This is a genomic window from Paenibacillus sp. RS8, from assembly GCF_041956825.1.
In the GTDB taxonomy this organism is placed as follows: domain Bacteria; phylum Bacillota; class Bacilli; order Paenibacillales; family Paenibacillaceae; genus Paenibacillus_AQ.
In genome coordinates, this window is record NZ_CP168131.1 from 5,152,567 (window position 1) to 5,172,032 (window position 19,466).

At 44.2% G+C, this 19,466-nt stretch carries 10 protein-coding genes; 9 read left to right on the top strand and 1 reads right to left on the bottom strand.

Annotated elements, in window-relative coordinates; all coding sequences use genetic code 11:
* Positions 1-65 precede the first annotated feature (65 nt).
* The 5 genes from treC to ACDZ28_RS24435 all read left to right on the top strand — a co-directional run bounded on the left by treC (position 66) and on the right by ACDZ28_RS24435 (position 5,515).
* Complete coding sequence (treC, locus tag ACDZ28_RS24415; protein WP_375102989.1) at positions 66-1,769, top strand: alpha,alpha-phosphotrehalase; 1,704 nt, start codon at positions 66-68, stop codon at positions 1,767-1,769.
* A 50-nt stretch (positions 1,770-1,819) separates the two neighbouring features.
* A complete protein-coding gene (gene treP, locus ACDZ28_RS24420; RefSeq protein ID WP_375102990.1) occupies positions 1,820-3,790 on the top strand; it encodes a PTS system trehalose-specific EIIBC component in 1,971 nt (656 codons plus the stop codon).
* A gap of 223 nt (positions 3,791-4,013) precedes the next feature.
* Positions 4,014-4,733, top strand: coding sequence for a trehalose operon repressor (gene treR, locus ACDZ28_RS24425; RefSeq protein WP_375102991.1), 720 nt, complete (start codon positions 4,014-4,016; stop codon positions 4,731-4,733).
* 252 nt (positions 4,734-4,985) lie between these two features.
* Entirely contained in the window at positions 4,986-5,255 is a 270-nt protein-coding gene (locus tag ACDZ28_RS24430; RefSeq protein WP_375102992.1) for a hypothetical protein, read from the top strand.
* Positions 5,256-5,326: 71 nt separating this feature from the next.
* Positions 5,327-5,515, top strand: coding sequence for a hypothetical protein (locus tag ACDZ28_RS24435; RefSeq protein WP_042127876.1), 189 nt, complete (start codon positions 5,327-5,329; stop codon positions 5,513-5,515).
* A 228-nt stretch (positions 5,516-5,743) separates the two neighbouring features.
* Here ACDZ28_RS24435 and ACDZ28_RS24440 read toward each other — a convergent pair whose 3' ends face one another.
* A complete protein-coding gene (locus ACDZ28_RS24440; RefSeq protein ID WP_339286576.1) occupies positions 5,744-6,211 on the bottom strand; it encodes a copper amine oxidase N-terminal domain-containing protein in 468 nt (155 codons plus the stop codon).
* Between the two features lie 194 nt (positions 6,212-6,405).
* Here ACDZ28_RS24440 and ACDZ28_RS24445 point away from each other — a divergent pair, with 194 nt between their 5' ends.
* From ACDZ28_RS24445 to ACDZ28_RS24460, 4 genes are all read left to right on the top strand, one after another.
* Positions 6,406-8,319, top strand: a complete 1,914-nt coding sequence (locus tag ACDZ28_RS24445; protein WP_375102993.1) for an AraC family transcriptional regulator — start codon at positions 6,406-6,408, stop codon at positions 8,317-8,319.
* Between the two features lie 365 nt (positions 8,320-8,684).
* Positions 8,685-9,962, top strand: a complete 1,278-nt coding sequence (gene codB / locus ACDZ28_RS24450; protein WP_042127882.1) for a cytosine permease — start codon at positions 8,685-8,687, stop codon at positions 9,960-9,962.
* Positions 9,931-11,199 carry a cytosine deaminase gene (locus ACDZ28_RS24455; RefSeq protein WP_375102994.1) on the top strand — a complete coding sequence of 423 codons (1,269 nt, stop codon included), beginning with the start codon at positions 9,931-9,933 and terminating at the stop codon, positions 11,197-11,199. Before codB ends, ACDZ28_RS24455 begins: the two co-directional genes overlap by 32 nt.
* Positions 11,200-11,542: 343 nt before the next feature.
* Positions 11,543-19,144 (top strand): DUF5695 domain-containing protein, encoded by a 7,602-nt coding sequence (locus ACDZ28_RS24460; protein ID WP_375102995.1) that lies wholly within the window; start codon positions 11,543-11,545, stop codon positions 19,142-19,144.
* The last annotated feature ends 322 nt before the right edge of the window (positions 19,145-19,466 follow it).

Below are 19,466 nucleotides of genomic sequence, written 5' to 3' on the forward strand. Positions count from 1 at the left end.
TGTTTGAACTTGTATATACAGGTTTAATATTTGACATAAAGTAATTCATTTTGGAGGTGTTCAACTTGAGTCAGTCCCAGAATTCAGAATGGTGGCGCCGGTCCACGGTGTATCAGGTGTACCCAAAGAGCTTTAAGGACACTACAGGCAACGGAACAGGAGATATTAAAGGACTTATTGAAAAGTTAGATTATTTACAGACCCTTGGAATTGATATTGTCTGGTTACAGCCGGTTTATGTTTCGCCGCAACATGATAACGGTTACGATGTTGCGGATTATGAAAATATTAACCCGGATTTTGGAACGATGGAGGATTTCGACGAGTTAGTACAGGAATTGCATAGACGCGGCATGAAGCTAATGATCGATATCGTGGTTAACCATACTTCAACAGAACATGAGTGGTTCAAACAATCCATTTCAAGCAGGAACAATCCCTACCGTGATTACTATATCTGGAAGGACCCAGCTCCAGACGGAGGCTTACCCAACAACTGGCAGTCGAAGTTCGGAGGCCCTGCCTGGCAGTTCGATGAAGCTTCGGGACAATATTATCTAACTCTCTTCGATAAAACCCAAGCGGATCTGAATTGGGAGAACGAGAAGGTCCGTAGAGCAGTGAACGATATGATGCTATTCTGGGCTAAAAAGGGTGTCGACGGCTTCCGCATGGACGTAATTAACTTAATTTCCAAGGATCAGGGCTTCCCTAATGATGACGGAAGTGTTCCGCCGGGGGATGGACGAAAGTTCTATACTGACGGTCCACGTGTTCATGAATACATCAAAGCAATGTATGAAGAGGTATTTGGTCCGTATGAGATGGTGACTGTAGGAGAGATGTCCTCAACTACACTGGAGCATTGCATCAGGTACTCGAACCCTGAAGAACGGGAATTTTCCATGACGTTCAATTTTCATCATTTAAAAGTCGATTATCCGAATGGACAGAAGTGGGAGCTAATGCCCTATGATTTTGAGGCGATGAAACGGTTGTTCACGCAGTGGCAGACTGAAATGCAGAAAGGCCGGGGCTGGAACGCATTATTTTTTAACAATCACGATCAACCGCGTGCCCTCTCCCGATTCACTGATGATAAGGTCTACCGGGTGGAGAGCGCCAAGCTGCTCGCGACAACGCTGCATGGACTTCAAGGGACACCTTATGTCTATCAGGGGGAAGAAATCGGTATGCCAAATCCGGTATGGAATAGTATCGATGAGTTCCGTGATATCGAGTCACTGAATATGTTCCGCATATTGTGCGAACAAGGGAAAAGCTCTGAGGTTGCCTTGAGTATTCTTCAGGAACGTTCACGGGATAATTCAAGAACGCCGATGCAGTGGGATGACAGTCGAAATGCCGGCTTCACCACCGGTACTCCATGGCTGAAAGTTGATGAACGGTATCCGGACATCAATGTGCAGAAGGAGCTAGCCAATCCCAAATCCATCTTCCATCATTACCGCAAGCTAATTGCGTTACGCAAAGAGTATGGGATATTTATAGACGGTGTATTCAAGAGACTCGATGAAGCACACCCTGAAGTATTCGCTTACGCTAGAACAGGAGATGGGGAAGCGCTTGTCGTGGTCTCAAACTTCAGCAGTAAACGGATTACCTTCCGCTTTGAAGACAGTCACTGGTCCGAATTGTCATCGAGGGGCAGGGACGAACTCCTGATTGGGAACACAACAGATACACCTGCTTTAACACAAGAGCTTCAGCTTAGTCCTTATGCTTCCTACATGTGGTTAATCCGCTAACGAGGTGTACTTGAGAAGGAGCACAAATCAATTATGTAAGGAGTGAAAATATGGCTATAGACCGCAAAAATGTTGAGGATATTGTACGGGCAATTGGGGGCAAGGAGAATATAGAGGTTGCGACACATTGTGTAACCCGGCTGAGATTCTCGCTGTATGATGAGAGCAAGGTGGATTCGAAAGCCTTGGACCGCAACGAACTAGTAAAGGGACAATTTTCTAGCCAAGGGCAGTTTCAGATCGTTATCGGACCGGGAACTGTAGATAAAGTATACGATGAAATGATTCAGATCACAGGCGGTTCTCGTTCTTCCAAAGATGAAGTGAAATCCGCGGCTGCCCGAAAACAGAATCCGCTGCAGCGTGCGATCAAGACGCTGGCTGATATATTTATTCCTATTCTACCGGCTATCGTAACCGCAGGTTTGCTGCTAGGGATCAATAATATTTTGACCGGACCTGGTATCTTCTTTGATAATCAGTCGCTGGTGGATGTCTATCCCGCATGGAAAGACATTGCTGCGATTATTAATACGATTGCCAGCACAGCTTTTACCTTTTTACCAGCACTTATCGGTTGGGCAGCTGTTACACGGTTCGGTGGCAGTCCTCTGCTCGGGATTGTTTTGGGTCTCATTCTAGTGCACCCGGATCTATTAAGTGCCTATAACTATGCAAGTGCTTCCACTGAGGGAACTGTTCCAACCTGGAATTTGTTCGGTTGGCATTTGGAGAAGATCGGTTATCAGGGACAAGTATTGCCTGTGCTGGTTTCGGCCTATATTCTGGCAAGGCTGGAGAAGTTCCTCAACCGCCGGGTGCATGATTCCATTAAACTGCTGGTTGTTGCGCCGGTGACTTTACTGATTACAGGTTTTCTGGCCTTCACCATTATCGGACCGGTTACTTTTGGCATTGCCAATGCCATCACCTCCGGCCTGATCTTTGTATTTGATCATTTTGCACTTCTTGGTGGCTTGATTTACGGCGGATTCTATGCGCTTCTGGTCATCACTGGTATGCATCATACCTTCTTGGCGGTTGATGTGCAGCTCATCGGCAGCGAGGGCGGCACTTTCCTCTGGCCGATGTTAGCGTTATCCAATATTGCACAAGGTGCTGCAGCACTGGCGATGATGTTCGTAGTCAGAGAACAGAAGGCAAAAGGCTTAGCGGCTACATCTTCTGTCTCTGCATTCCTCGGCGTGACGGAGCCGGCGATCTTCGGAGTGAATATCCGCTATCGTTATCCTTTCATCTTCGGGATGATCGGCTCAGGGATTGCCGGTATGCTTCTTACCGTTAATCAGGTTCGCGCTTCTTCCATTGGCGTAGGCGGGATTCCCGGCTTCCTTTCGATATTCCCGAACCAGTGGGGCGTGTTCTTCATTGGCATGCTTATTGTTCTCATTGTGCCATTTGTCGCCACTGTACTCTACGGCCGTTCTGTGGTGGGGCGTTCCGAAAAGAACTCAGCTACAAAGGTTACTAGTACTGTGAGCGAGACAGACAATTTACACAGCCGCCCTATAGTTCAAGAGTCACAGGACTCCGTGAATATTCTAGAGCTTATCTCTCCGCTCAGTGGAACTGCAGTACCATTGGAACAAGTTCCCGATCCCGCCTTTGCCGAGAAGCAAATGGGCGATGGCATTGCAATCGAACCTTCTGAGGGTAAAGTATATGCACCCTTTGATGCTACAGTAGCTCATGTGATCAAGAGCAAACATGCGCTTATTCTGGAGCATGCCAGCGGTGTGCAAGTACTCATCCACGTGGGAATTAATACCGTGTCACTTAAAGGTAGCGGATTTACCACCTTTAAGAATATTGGAGACAAGGTGCAGGCAGGTGAGCTTCTGCTGGAATTTGATATGGAAGCTATCCGTGCAGCAGGTTACCCGTTGATTACTCCAATCATCATTCCAGCAGGTCAGGAAATGATCGAGAAGATTGAAGAGAAGACAGGACCAGCTACGGTTAAACAAACAATTATCTTGACTGTTCATCTCAAGGGTTGATAAATGTTATATTGGCAAAGACTTTATACTATAGAAAGACAGCCCCCAGGGGCTGTCTTTCTATAAATTTATATGTTCCACGGTATATAATCCTCTTATATTACTTCGTGAAACGGTTTCGTCTTTAAAGGACGACAAAGTCGTTTCTTCTTGTGTGCCGTATTCCAATTGAATCGATGCTTCCAAAGGCATGACGTGATACAATAAAGGGCGGTGATCAAAATTGAGAGAAAATAAATATTTGCAAATTTATAATGAGTACAGCAACCAAATTCATTCTGAACAACTGCTCCCGGGAACCAAGCTGCCTTCCGAAAGTGAACTTGCTGAAGCTTACAGCACTTCACGAGAAACCGTTCGCAAAGCACTGAACCTCTTGTTCCGTGAAGGATACATTCACAAAATCAAGGGAAGAGGCTCCTTTGTGCTTGACATGACGAGAATGGATTTCCCCATTACCGGTTTGATATCATTTAAAGAGATGTCCGATACACTGGGTACTACCTCACGGACACTGGTAGAGCGGACAATAAGTGAGCCAGCAGGGGCCGCGCTCGCCAGACATCTACAGATTCCGCCTGAAACCCTGGTTTGGAAAGTAGTTCGTGCCAGAGAAATTGAAGGAGATCGGATCATTTTGGATAAGGATTATTTCCGAGCGGATATTGTTCCATTCCTAAACGAGGAAATCGCGGAAGGCTCACTCTATGAATATCTGGAGCAGGAGTTGGGGCTTAAGATCAGTTATGCGAAGAAGCTGATATCCGTTGAGCCCTCAACCGAGGAGGATCATCGATTACTCGATTTGAAGGGCTTCTCACATATTGTTGTAGTCCGAAACTATGTTTATCTGGAGAATACAGTGCTTTTCCAATATACCGAGTCTAGACACCGGATGGACAAATTTCAGTTCGTTGATTTTGCCCGAAGGGTGAGACGGTAAGCTTAAAGAGGGGTATTCCAGTTTGGGATACGCCTTTTTTTTGCGCGGAGTTTTTAAATTGGTATTAATGGAATGAATTGATGATTCATTTAAAGCTGTCTTCACAGAAATAGAAAGTACAAATTGTAAGTGTTTGGAGCATAAATAATGATTTACACAACTGAAAGTAATCTTGCTCAATAATGTCTTTCCCAAATTCTACAGTTATTCGTGTGGTAAAATTAGGATGAATAAATCTTGGGAGGAGATACATTGAGACTCGAACTTGTTATAATCATTTTTCTACTGTTCTTAAATATTCCGGTATATAAGGTATTGTTTCGCGTGTTCTTTGCGGATAATGATGATTATAACGAAACAGTTAGACATACTTTTACACCTAACATCATTTCATTATTCCGAGGAGAGTATTGGAAGGATAGAATGAATACGGCAAGACTTCAGTTTTTTATAATGATTTGCGTCGGGATCGTAGTTTTAGAATATCTTGTTTTGACTAAAGTTATTGAAATTCTTGCATAAGCACCGCTCTATTATGGAAAACTTCTATAGTGCGAATAAACAGCATAATTCCATTTTGGGAGGATAGCATTATGACAAATCTGGATCCGCAAGAGCTTCTAAAAAGTAAACATAAGCTAGATGAGCAAAAAAGGCAGTTCACAAATTTTGCTCGAAGTGCTTCCGGCCATGGTGAAGTAGAAGCAGGTCAGGAATTCAGTAATGACCGAGTGCCTGACGATCAAAACCGCATGAAATCTGTTGAGAACAGACAAGATTGACCTTAGGAAAACTTTAAAAATAAGCCGATCCTTTCTGGATCGGCTTAGCAGATGATTATTACTTTGTAATGTGTTGTTTCAATAAGTATTGAATGCCCGAAGAAATGAATTGTAGTCACGGACATAAATATGGACACTTTGAGTTTGTGTGGAGAAGGTTTATGTTTGGGAGTAAATCAAAGCCACATAGAAATAGATTTCGGAAGAAATAAAGATTAAGGATCATAATCATGCAGATTTCTTTGGAATTGAATAGAAAATAATTTTCTTTTCATGTTTGTCAATTTGATAATGTAAACCCAGACTCTTGGCGATAAGAGAGATCGGTAAATATATTCGGTCATTTATTATTGTTGGAGCCACAGCGAGTTTCACTTTTAAGCCATCATCTCCATATCCTTGTTCTGTGTATGGATTCATACCTTTAAGGTAAGCCGTTGTATTGCCTATTTCAAATTCTAATTTGGTATAACCATCTGTCACTATAATCAATTTGGTATTTTCCTGAGGTTTAATTTTAAAGTGATAAGCATTAAAGAAAGGTGCAGCGGGCAGCAGTGTAGTATTTGACTCATTAACAGCAGTTATATCTCCCGAAATCCTCTGTTTTTTAATGAAGATTTGGTAGTCGACTTCATCTGCAGGAGCTGCTGCCGCAGTTAGAATTGCAAGTGACAAAACAAAGATTGTATTCATTATGAATCTCATTTTCATAGTTGTTCTCCCTGTTACAAATTAGTTATCCTTTTTACCCATATTTTAACACTATTCTGGCTAGTAATCATTTACAAGTATTTTGCGAAGAGGAGCTCAAATAAATATCTCGACTGTTATTGATAATGGTTATCATTTATGATTATCATTAGAAAGATAACGGAGGGGCAATCATTATGCACAAAAGCAATCAAATATTTCTTTGGGATCAAGCGACGGTCAAGTTAATGGACGTACGCCATATTGAAATGGTGCAAGGCGAAATACTTCAAAAATATAAGATTCCAGCCAACATATTTTTACTATCGGTACATGGAAGTGCTCAAGTTCAGTTAGATCGGTCTGAATTTTCTTTTACAGGATATCAATTTTTGCATAGCGGAAAAGGGGCGACCCTCAATATTGTTCCAACAAGCGAAAAATTTGTTTACTATATCATTTATTACCGTGCATGGATTCATGAAGAGGATCTCTTCCAATCACAATATTGTTTTACCCCTGATGCACCCATTTTACTTTATAACAAAATTCAAATGATGTATCAAAAATGGAACGAGCAAGAAGAGAGACTCAACGTAAAATCACTTTTTTATCAATTCATTCATCAGCAATTAACAGAGTTACATAGAAAAGAGACTGAGGTGAAACAAACAAGTGTTGCAGTCCAAGTAATCACCTATATCCAGGAGTACTACGCGGAGCCTATCACATTAGATTCTCTTGCGGAAGTATTTAATTTTAGTGCTTATCATTTGTCATCATTGTTTAAAGAGTACACAGGTATGAGTCCGATTGATTATTTAATTTGGTTTAGGCTTGATCTTGCAGCAAAGCTTTTAATGACAACAGATGCTTCTGTGGGGGAAATTTCAGCAAGCGTTGGTTATAAAGACGTTTATTATTTCAGCCGAATTTTCAAGAAAAGAAAGGGAGCTTCACCTGCACATTTTAGAACAAGAGAGATACAGCGAGTTGTTGAAAATCCATCAAACTTCCCCACATCCTCTATTTTTGAACACATCGTTCAACAGTATATTAATAATGATAATCATTATCATAATACGGATAAAGGGGAATTACATATGTTTAAAATGACAAAATCTCAGACGACGGCAGCTTTACTGCTTTGCGGTTCTCTATTATTAAGTGCTTGCTCCAGCGGGACGGGCACAGCTGCGAAGGAGCAAAGTGCAGGGAATGGAAACGTAAATCAAACAAAATCAGAAGAAATTTTGAAAACCCGAATAGTATCAACACCTAAGGGAGATGTGGAAGTACCCGCAGAGCCGAAAAGAGTGGCATCTGATCAATATATGGGACATTTATTGAAATTAGGTATAGTTCCAATCGGTGTAAGAACGTTTATGCTGGATGAAGGTTGGATGGAAAAGGCAGACATTCCCAAAGAAACGATCGAGAAAATTGAAGATTTAGGCAATTTCCCTTTAAACCTGGAAAAATTAACGATGCTAGATCCGGACTTAATTATCGGCTCAATCGATGAGAATATAGAACAATATGAGAAAATTGGAACGACTGTTTTTCTGCCTTATTGGGAGGGGTTAACAACAGCAGGGCCGCTTGATAAGTTTAGGAGTGTAAGCAAGATTTTTGGAAAAGAAAAAGAAGCAGAAGAATGGATTACGGAATACGAACAGAAAGTAGCTGAAGCAAAGTCAAAACTATCCGGGGTGATCAAGGAAGGGGAGACCGTCTCGGTTGTTTCATTTTCAGAAAAAGCAGTATACGTCTTAGCGGCAAAGGGCGGAAACTATGGATCTTCGACTATCTACAATATGCTACAGCTGCCTCCAACAGAAAATGCAAAAAATATGGCGGAAGGGTTTGAATCGATTTCACTTGAAGTTCTTCCAGAATACTTAGGTGATTATGTTTTTGTATATAACGGCGATGCTGATGCAACCAAAAAAGCAATGGAAAGTAACATTTGGAAAGGCATACCTGCAGTGAAAAATGGTAAAGTTTATTTATATGGTGATAACTATCATGATGAATTCGTAATGGAGGACCCATTTTCATTAGAGCTTCAACTTGATACAATTGTGAATTTATTACTTGGCACTACTTAATAGTTTAATAGATGCGGAGTGCCATATGGAAGGCGTGGTCGACATCATCCTATTAAAAATTCCGAGTGCAGCTTTCAAATGAAGATTCTAATCAATGGATATTAATGACATTGACATCCAAAGGTTTTTCTAAAATAATAGAATGTAATTAAATACTGGTACCTTTAATTCAGTCCAGAGAGGCTGACAAGGACAGCGGATTTTTATAATCAGCTAAGAATCAGGGCATATTCCGTCAAGGGATGCTCTGTGTCTTCGCGCGGGTTATGATGAACTAAAGAGGCTACTTGTCAGATTGATTTGACGAGTAGCCTCTTTTGTTTCTGCTTTTTTGGTATCAGGACACTTTATATGGGGGTATTCTGATGAGTAAACAAGATCAAGAGTTTTCGTGGCAAGCGGTGCCGAAAACGCAGAGAAATCATTTTGGGAAGACGTTTTCCGTCATGTTGGCTTTCACTTTCTTTTCCGCAAGCATGTTGGCAGGAGGAACGTTAGGGGTCAGCTTGACATTCATGGAGTTCATTGGAATCGTGCTTGCCGGTAATCTGGCACTCGGCATCTATACGGGAGCACTGGCACATATCGCTGCCAAAACAGGTCTTTCCACGCATTTGCTTGCAAAATATGCGTTCGGTGAAAAAGGATCGTACCTTCCTTCTTTCCTACTTGGCTTCACACAGGTAGGATGGTTCGGTGTCGGTGTAGCCATGTTCGCGGTACCGGTCGCCAGAGCGATGGACTGGAATGTGTACCTTTTGATCTTCGTGTTTGGTCTCGCAATGACGGCATCAGCCATCTTCGGCATGAAGTCGCTCGTCATTCTGGGTTATATAGCAGTTCCGGCCATTGCAATTCTCGGTGGTTACTCCGTGTTCGAAGGAGTTAACACGCTGGGTGGTCTGCAAGGGTTGCTCGATTACTCACCAACAGAGTCGCTTACCGCAGCAGCAGCATTGACCATTTGTATCGGGTCATTCATTAGCGGCGGAACGCTGACGCCCGATTTTGCCCGGTTTGCAAGGACGTCCCGGCAGGCGGTTACAGCCACTGTCATTTCGTTCTTTCTTGGGAACTCACTTATGTTCCTATTCGGCGCAGTCGGCGCAATGGCTTACAATCTAGCTGATATCTCGGAGGTCATGTTCTTGCAAGGACTGCTCATTCCTGCAATCATCGTTCTGGGCCTGAACATCTGGACGACCAACGATAATGCACTTTACGCTTCCGGGCTGGGCTTTGCCAATATCACTAAAATATCGAAAAAGTTCTTCGTTATTGTGAACGGCATCGTAGGTACAGTATTTGCCATGTGGATGTACAACAACTTCGTCGGTTTCTTGAATGTGTTGGGCGCAGCGATACCGTCCATCGGAGCTATCATCATCGCAGACTATTTTATTGTGAAGCGCAGAAACTATAAACCATTTGCCGACATGACTTTCAAGAATGTAAACTGGATAGCGATGGTGGCATGGGCTATCGGTGTGGCCTTTGCCCAGCTGGCTCCAGGAATAACACCACTCAATGCACTTATCGGAACAGCGGTTGTATATACCGTGTTGATGCTGATCGTTTCTGCGAGAAAATCCAAAGAAAAGGGGAATTTAAATGATTATACAAAACGCAAAATTGCGGGGTAAAGAAGGTTTATGGAATATTGTAGTGAAAGATGGGAAGTTTGAGCTTATCACGCAGTCACTGGAATCAACTGCGAATGAGGAAGTAATTGACGTTAACGGCTCACTTGTGCTGCCGCCGTTCATTGAACCTCATATTCACTTGGATACAACGTTAACAGCTGGTGAGCCGGAATGGAATTTGAGCGGAACACTATTTGAAGGCATTCAGCGTTGGTCAGAACGTAAAGCCTTCCTGACGCACGAAGACGTCAAAACGCGCTCTAAAACTGCACTGAAGTGGCAGATCGCGCAGGGTATCCAGCATGTAAGAACACATGTAGACGTCACCGATCCAAGCTTGACCGCCGTTAAAGCGATGCTTGAAGTGAAAGAAGAAATGGCACCATTCATTGACATCCAGCTTGTCGCTTTTCCACAGGAAGGTATTCACTCCTACCCGAATGGCGTAGAATTACTAGAAGAGTCGCTGAAAATGGGCGTTGATGTGGTGGGTGGTATCCCACACTTCGAATTTACAAGAGAATATGGCGTCGATTCGATGAAGGTTGTGTTTGACTTCGCTGAAAAGTACGACCGCTTGATCGACATCCATTGCGACGAAATCGATGATGAGCAATCCCGTTTCTTAGAAGTTGTAGCCAAAGAAGCCTACGAACGCGGGCTTGGCTCCCGCACGACAGCAAGCCACACAACGGCGATGGGTTCATACAATGATGCCTATACGTACAAACTGTTCAGATTACTGAAGATGGCTGACCTAAATTTCGTCTCCAATCCTCTGGTTAACATCCATCTGCAGGGACGCTTTGACACTTATCCGAAAAGAAGAGGATTAACTCGCGTCAAAGAACTGCTGGAAGCCGGACTTAATGTATGCTTCGGTCACGATGATATCTTTGATCCATGGTATCCGCTAGGTACAGGCAACATGCTTCAGGTGCTCCACATGGGCATTCATGCTTCTCAGTTGCTCGGATACGACCAAATTGTAAATTCAATCGATCTTATTACGAAAAATAGCGCAAGAACGTTGAATATCGAGGATATGTATGGCATTGAAGTAGGTAAACCTGCCAACTTCATCGTTCTTGAAGCAGAGAACGAGTATGAGACCATTCGTAAACAGGCCGGAGTTCTTTATTCGTTCAGAGCTGGGCGCAAAATCGCGGAAACAAAGCCGCGGGACACTTCGATCATTCTTGAGAACGGTTCGGAGAAGATTAATTTCAATAAATAATGGAATGAAGCATGCGCTGCATCAAGCAAAGCCTGCTTTTTAGCTAAAAGTCCCCTCATGTTAGACAGGGCTATAAGAGATCACGTGATCGTGAACTCTTCCTGTATACATGAGGGGATTTTTTTGATTCTTGTATTTCGGCACAATAAATTTGCTATAAGTACATTGCAAAGACAAAAAAGTGTGGAATTTTATAAATATTGGTTGTTATATTCGTTTTTCAGTGAAACTACGGATGATACACTAAAGTAAGCGCTTTCTATTAATGGAATGGAAGAAAGGAGTAAAAAAATACTTGAATTAATTTTATTACTAAGTACAAAAACAGGAGGTTATGAAGTAAATGATGACTAAAAAGCTAAGGCCACTTACGATTGCTCTGCTGTTGTTTTTTCAATCGGTTCCTATAGAGATTAGCGCCGCAGCCACAGTATCTGCAGTAAAAAATGATATAGCGAATACTAGCCTTTCTGCGAAAGTCGGTGATTTAGGTCAGATAGAAGAACTGTATATCAATAATAACCCTACCAATAAAAACGGAGAGCCTATCAATTTTGTTTTGCCTAACGACACAATCCCTCAAAACAATATCCAGCACCAATGGATGGGCGAAATGATTTTTTCTTATCGTACTGGTGACAGTGAACAATTCCCTGACAACAGAGAGGGCTTTCTAGAGGTAGATACCAATAAAACGCTTGCGGCCGGCGGATCAACAAAATACTCCGATATCAATCCTAATAATCCCTATATTGCGAAAACAGCCTCAGGAGACGGTAAGAAAGTGGAAGTCAACTTTATCGGACAGAACCTGGACTCGACAGCCCAGCGCGTAATAAAAGGTTTTGACGTGAAGTCCGTATTTGATATGGATACCCAAGACGGTTCGATGCTGTGGGAAATCACCGTGAAAAACAAAAGCGGAAAATATATTGAATTCGGTGATATCGGTTTGCCCATGCCTTGGAATAACAAATACCAGACTTTATCTGATACCTATGACGACCGTGTAACCGTGCATAATTTTGCCGGCGCCGACAGCGGGTATGCCTATGCTATCCGCACCAGCGGCGAAGGAAATTTCATGCTGTTTACCCCAGTGCCGAATAGCGGCGCTCGCATCGAGTATGTTGATTATTGGATGCAAGAAGAGGGTGAATTGCGTTCTGGAAACACATATTCGAACTGGACTGGTGACAGTGGCGGCTGGTATCCAGGATTAAATGTTCTGTATATCCACTCTAAGGACGTCCAGAAAACCGGCCGCGGTTATTTTACCGATGCCTCCAGTCTAGTGTTGGGACCAGAGCAGGAACAAACCTATAAGTTCAAATTCTCAGCGGTACGCGCAGGCGATAACAAGCCTCAGGAGAATGCCCAAAGCCAGAATAACAGTTCAACCTCTATGGAAGACCGTGAGGCGAACCTGAGATCCATCCTGTATAAATCAGGCATGATTGATGCCGTAGCGGTACCTGGTTTCCAGACAGCCATCAATATGCCTGTTAAGTTGGATCTCCACTACGACGACAGTATCATTGATGTACAGGCAATCGACATTCAGAGTGTTGACGAGAATGATCCATATGACGAAGAACATATCCCGAACATCAAGCCTGGAAAGAACAGGAAGGATATGGTCAACAACTCCCGCACTGGCCGTGGACTTTCTGACGGAAACCCGGGATATACGGAATCTTACGAGTTTGTGGAGACCAAGGTGGTAAACGGTGAACAGCATCAGATCTATTCGCTTCAGTTCGACTCTATCGGCAACAACAGCGTTCGTGTGGAATACAAGCTGAAGGTTGGAAATGAATGGGTAGATAAATTTACCCAGTTCGAATTCAATGTGCTGGCCGAACTGGACCAAACGTCGGAAGCCCACTCCAATTTCATGGTGGAGCACACGCAGGATAAGAATTCGGCAAGTCCTACTTATGGCAACTATTTTGACTGGTATCTTACCGGCGGCATTGATCTGAACACAAGCCACTGGGGAGATGACTGGAGCCACGATAACATCAATTTCATGACCATGAAGAATTATCTTGATCCCAATCCCGATGAAATCCGCTCTATAGAAACTTACTTGATCGACTTTATGTGGGAACGATTTATGAAGAATACGCAGGATAGTTATATGGTAGCCAACTACCTCAGAGATTCGGGAGCTTTCACAGATAAAGACAAACCTTATACACGGGCCTTTTCTGAAATTATGGAAGCGACCGGCTTTCTCAATATGTATCGGATTCAAAAGGCTTACCCCAATCTGATTGAGTATCGCGAATCCCCGCAGTTCTATCTGGAAAAGGCATACGGTATCTATTATAACCGTGTCTCTAGCGGAGCAATCGGATTCTATGGCGAGCAACAGATTCCGCATATGATTGAAGCGCTGAAGGAAGAGGGCATGCAGACCGAGTCGGCAAATCTGCAAAAGAAGTTCGCGCTGGATAAAGGACGGAATATGACCTACGCCAATTATCCTTACGGGTCCGAATTTGAGTATGATAATACCGGTGAGGAAGGCGCTTATGCTGCTGCCAAGGCGTTACGCACCTACTACCCTGAGGACGGACGCGCAGCCGCAGCTGAGAAAAGCATGGAAATGGCTGACTGGAAGACGCGCGCGATGCGCGGTATTCAGCCTAACTGGTTCCATTATTCTGTACCGGTATTCCGTGGCGGCGAAGGCTGGTGGAATTTCCAATATACCGCCTCTTTAGCAGGATACATTATGGATGACTGGCTCCGCTATGAAGATGACGGCAGATCGGAGGATCAGACCGCAATCGCACAGCAGCGCAACTATGCGGCGAAGGTTTCCAACTTTAACGCTGTCAATATGGGGCAGATTGCGGCACAGTCTGTAGGCAGTACCTCCTGGAGATATTCAATGTATAAAGGAGGAACTGGTACTAAAGACGTATTCGACGGCGGTTCCCGCGTCATGAATAACGGTTGGAATGACTTTTCTGGCGAAGCAGAGGAAGGCCTCTACGGTTCCCTACTCAGCATCAGCTCTGATATTGTCACTGATCCGATATTCGGACTGTTCGGATATGGTGCTCTGGTCACTGACGAAGGCGACAGTTATCAGATCACGCCTAAGGATGGCTTCGGCAAGCGTATCAATCTGCTAGATGAGCAGATGTATCTGGTCCTGGAGAGCGATAAAGCTACAAGCGCAAACATTCGAAAAGACGGCAAGGCTTTTACACTACAGCTCTTAAATGCCGCTGAGAAAGAGCATGCTTCAAGAATTACTTTTGACGGAGCAGGAATCGAGAACGGCTATTATAGTATTAAACTGGATGATGTAGCTACTGGTCAGTTCTATGTTCAGAAGAATAAAGGCGTCGCAATGTTCCATATGAGCAGCGCGAAGTCGGCTGAACTGACCATTGAAAAGTTAGCAACAGGTGAAAATGAAGCACCGCAGGTTACTGCAGAGACGGCGACGCAAAAACCGCAGGCACTGATTCCATTTATGCTGAACGGCATTGTAACCGATGACGGTGCACCGAATGGCACAATGACCTACCAATGGGAGGTAATCAGTACTCCGGAAGGCGGCAAGCTCACCTTCAACCATCCTAAGGCAAGCATTACACAGGCAGTCGGTACAAAAGAAGGCACATATACGGTCGAGCTCACCGCCAATGACGGACAGAAAACAGGTTCCGGCCAAGTAACCTTTCAACTGGCAGCACCTCCTGAGAAACTGCCGCCGGAAATTGGCCAAGTGACTGCGACTCAGGATGTTACGAATAACAGTATTCTGGTATTATCCGGCGAGGCAATACCTGATCCAGTGCACAGTGCGGTATTTGAACCTACGTTGTCATATGCATGGACCGTTAAGCAAAAGCCTGATGGTGCTGGAGAGATTACTTTTGTGGGAGGAGATAAAGCAACGGCGTATGCGCGCGTCAGTAAGGCAGGCACCTATGTGTTTACCTTCACAGCGGCAGACGAAGATAAGAAGGCTAGTAAGGATGTAACGATTGAGCTTAAAGAAGACACCAACGACACATACCGGGCAATTAGCGTAGTGACAAAGAAAGAAATACCCCCGATACTTCCCGCCCAGGTGAATATTCTATCAGAAGACGGATTCATGGAGAGGGAGATTAAGTGGGATGTAATTGATCCTGACAGCTATGCGAATACAGGTGAATTCGAAGCTAGAGGGACAGTCAAAGACAGCGATCTAGAGGTACGAACCACTGTATATGTCGTAAATGCAGGGCTGCAAAACGCAGCGCTGACAGCCAAACCGTCTGCTAGCTTCTCCGGCGGTGACGGGTATCCTGAAGCAATGAATAACGGCATTGAACCAAAAAGTTCGGCAGATTTCTCGCCGAACCGGGGTGCACCGAACAGTGCATGGCACAACTGGGGAAGAGAAGGTGATCCGGCTTGGGTCACTTATGAATGGGATCAGCCGTTCCTAGCCTCTTCCATGGATGTCTATGTGTTCCAGGACGGCGGAGGAAACTTCCGTCCGAAGGATATGCAACTCATGCTTCGCGGTGAGGATGGAAAATGGTATACACCTAGAGCCTTAAAGGGTCTTGGAAATGAGCTCAATAAATACAACACAACCACCTTCGAACCTGCATATATCACTGGCGCCCGTATGGACATGAAGCCTACTGCTAATGGTAGCGGTATTCTCGAATGGAAGGTATACGGATATACAGGGGCGGTAGATAAGTCAGAGTTGATAAAGGTGTATAACTACGTTAATACATTAAACGCTTTAAACTTTATGGATCCGGGTCTTGCGCCGATCAATGAGGCGAAGGCGAACGCTTCTGCAGTAATCAAAAATATGAATGCCACAAACGGAGAAGTTACACAGGCTCTTGAAAAGCTGCTGACAGATTTGCGCCTTCTCAGCCCGCGTGATAAGAATATGGCATTCCTGGCCAATACTTCTTCCAGTTACACCTCGCCTTGGGAGAGTCTAGCCGCGATTAATGACGGGAAAAAGGAAGGCAATAACCTTCAGCATTGGGGAACATGGGGCAATGAAAGCGCAGCGGAATGGGTCCAGTATGAATGGCCGCAAGGTGCTACCATCCAAAGCTCGAATTTGGTGTTGTGGTCTGATGCAGGCGGTATCAAAGCGCCTACTAAGTACGTGTACTCATACATTCCATTGAATAGCGTTACAAATGAATGGGTCACGCTAGAAGCAGTTACCGAAGGCATCAAGGTGGTTGACCATACCCCAGCGGAATCCTCGAACCGATATGAGTTTAATCCCGTGCTGGAAGTTAAGGCGCTGCGGGTTACAATGACAAAGCAGTCACAGGCAGGTGACAATGGCGTTGGGTTATGGGAATGGGAAGTTATCCAAGCAGTTTCCAATTCGGAGCAGCCGGCACCGACAACGCCGGATGGGGTTGCGCCGACCACAATCAATGGAACCGATGGCAAGCTCACTGGTGTGACAACGGAAATGGAGTATAGGAAGGAAGGCGCCGAAGGTTATACAGCAATCGTGGGAACTGAAGTTACAGGTCTCATTGCCGGCAAGTATTATGTTCGATATATGAAAACGGATATCCTGAATGCCAGTCCGGATAAGGAAGTTGTAATTCCGGATGGGCAGAATCACGTGCAGCCTGCACCGGATAAGAGTCAATGGGTGATCTTGCACGCCAACTCAGTCACCTCGACAAAGGGTAAGATAGAAGGCGTAAACGACACTATGGAATATCGGAAGCTAGGTGAAGAGAGCTATATTCCTGTCACTGGTACAATGATTGAGGATCTTGAACCTGGCACCTATGAAATCCGGTACGCAGCGAAAGGCGGATTAGATGCAAGTCAGCCTGTAACCGTGGAAATTCGTAATGAAGCTAAGGAAGACAAAGAAGCTCCGAACGCGGATGATCTGGTCGTAACACCGCCTACAATCATAGGTGGTAAGGACGGGAAGATTGAGAATGTGACTGCCGATATGGAATATCGGAAGACGGATGGAGGCAGATACACTGCAGTCAGCGGAACCAGCATCGAGAACCTTGAAGCCGGCAGTTATGAAATTCGGTATGCTGAGACAGATACCAGAAATCCAAGCTTCGCAATCATTATTGTAGTGCCTGACGGAACCAAGCAAGAGCAGAATCCGCCATCCGGCGCTGAGGTAAGAGGTGTAGATGTCAGTGTAACCGGCGCAAAGGACGGAAAGATTACAGGCGTAAATTCCGCAATGGAATACCGGAAACAGGAAGTGGATGCACATAACTGGATCATTATCTCAGGTATTGAGGTCACAGCTCTAGATGCCGGAACCTATGAGGTGAGGTATAAAGAGACTGAAACGCATCATGCGAGTCAGTCCCTTACAGTCATCATAGGCAATTCGGTTGTAGACCCGACCGATCCAGAGCTTCAAGAAGTAACAGAAGTAAAAGTAAACGCCGGCGATGGACAGCTAAACCTTACATGGATAAATCCGGTAAGTGCGGACTTTGACCATGTCGTAGTCACTGGTGAAGAGTTCGAACAGAAGATCGGCGGCGGTAATAATAGTACAATCATCACCGGACTTGTCAACGGAACGCATTATACAATTAAGCTGCAAACTGTTAATAAAACAGGCAATGTGTCGGCTGGCATCAGTGTAAGCGGAACGCCTTCAGCCCCTTCACCGACAACAACGCCATCACCAACTCCGGAACCTACATCTCCACCGCCAGCAGTGTACACACCGACACCGACATCGACTCCTGTAATCGTTACAGTTGATGGAGAACTGATTAAGGTTGGGCCACTGAAACTGGATACGGTGACCGGCATAGCTGCAGGAGCACCAATCAGACAGGAGGACATCAATAAAGCGTTGGCAAATGCAAAAGCGAACAGTGTTGGTATAAAAACTGTCAGAGTGGAAATCCCGATAATCGAGGGAGCAAGTGCATATGCCGTTGAGCTTCCTGTTGCAGCACTGAATTCGGTTACAGCAAATATGATAATAGAAGTTACTATAGGAATTGGTACGGTACGAGTTTCATCAACGATGCTTAAGACAGCAGCATCCGATGCCAAGCGTGTTGTACTCATTATGGAAAGGGCAGACAATTCAAAGCTTGATCCTGTAACTAAAGATGTGATAGGCAACAGACCTGTAATCCAATTTGGTGTCAAAATAGATGGAGTAGCCATTCAAACGAATAATTTAAATGCACCGGTAGAGATTCAGATCCCATATACTCCTACTTCTGAAGAATTGGCAAATGCTGAATACCTAGCTATCTGGTATATTGATGCAAATGGTAAGCCTGTACAGATCAAGAATGCAAAATATGACGCTGCACAAAAAGCCATGGTATTTACAACGTCACAAGTGGGTGAGTTTGCTATTGCATACACGAAAAAGAGTTTCAGTGACGTAACCCATCAATCATGGTATAAAGCAGCAGTTGAAACCATGGCATCTAAAGGCTTCGTAGAAGGTACAACATCTACAAGCTTCAGCCCTGACAACAAGATTACAAGAAGTGAGTATCTAGCATGGCTCGTAAGAACACTAGAGCTGACAGTGGTATTTAACACTAACTTCAGTGATATTCAGGAAACGAATAAATATTTTGACGAAATTGGAATTGCCAGAGCTCTTGGAATAGCGGTAGGCTATAATGGTATTTTCGATACTGAATCGGAAATAACAAGGCAGGATATGGCCGTGATGACAATGAGAGCGCTGCGGGCAGCCAATACAACATTACAGACCGGTACGGCCGAAGATCTTAAAAGGTTTACAGATGCCGACAAAGCATCAAAATACGCGTCGGAAGATTTAGCTGCAATGATTAAGCTCGGCTTCATAAGCGGGCGGAGCAATACGATCCTGAGCCCTAAAGGCGAGACAACGAGAGCAGAAGCTGCACAGGTTCTGTATAATATTTATTTACATCAATGAAGATAAAAGGGATTTAACAATGAAATGGCTGTCCAATAAGTTCTAAAATGAAAAAGGTACGGAAAACGTGATGTTTTTCCGTACCTTTTTTCTATTGCAGTTCTTTCCGAATAATAAGAAAGATATTCCTGTTTGAACGCTTAGGACGTCCCGGACCAAAACTCCAGTATCACTAAGACTTTTTTCATAGCTTATTTCCAAGATTCGACCTTGTTTTCACCCACTGTATAGGCCCAAAGTATAAATTTACAACACTTTACATAAATATATATTTTTCTTAACCCTTATGAGATAGCATATTAGACGAAAGCGGTGGACAATT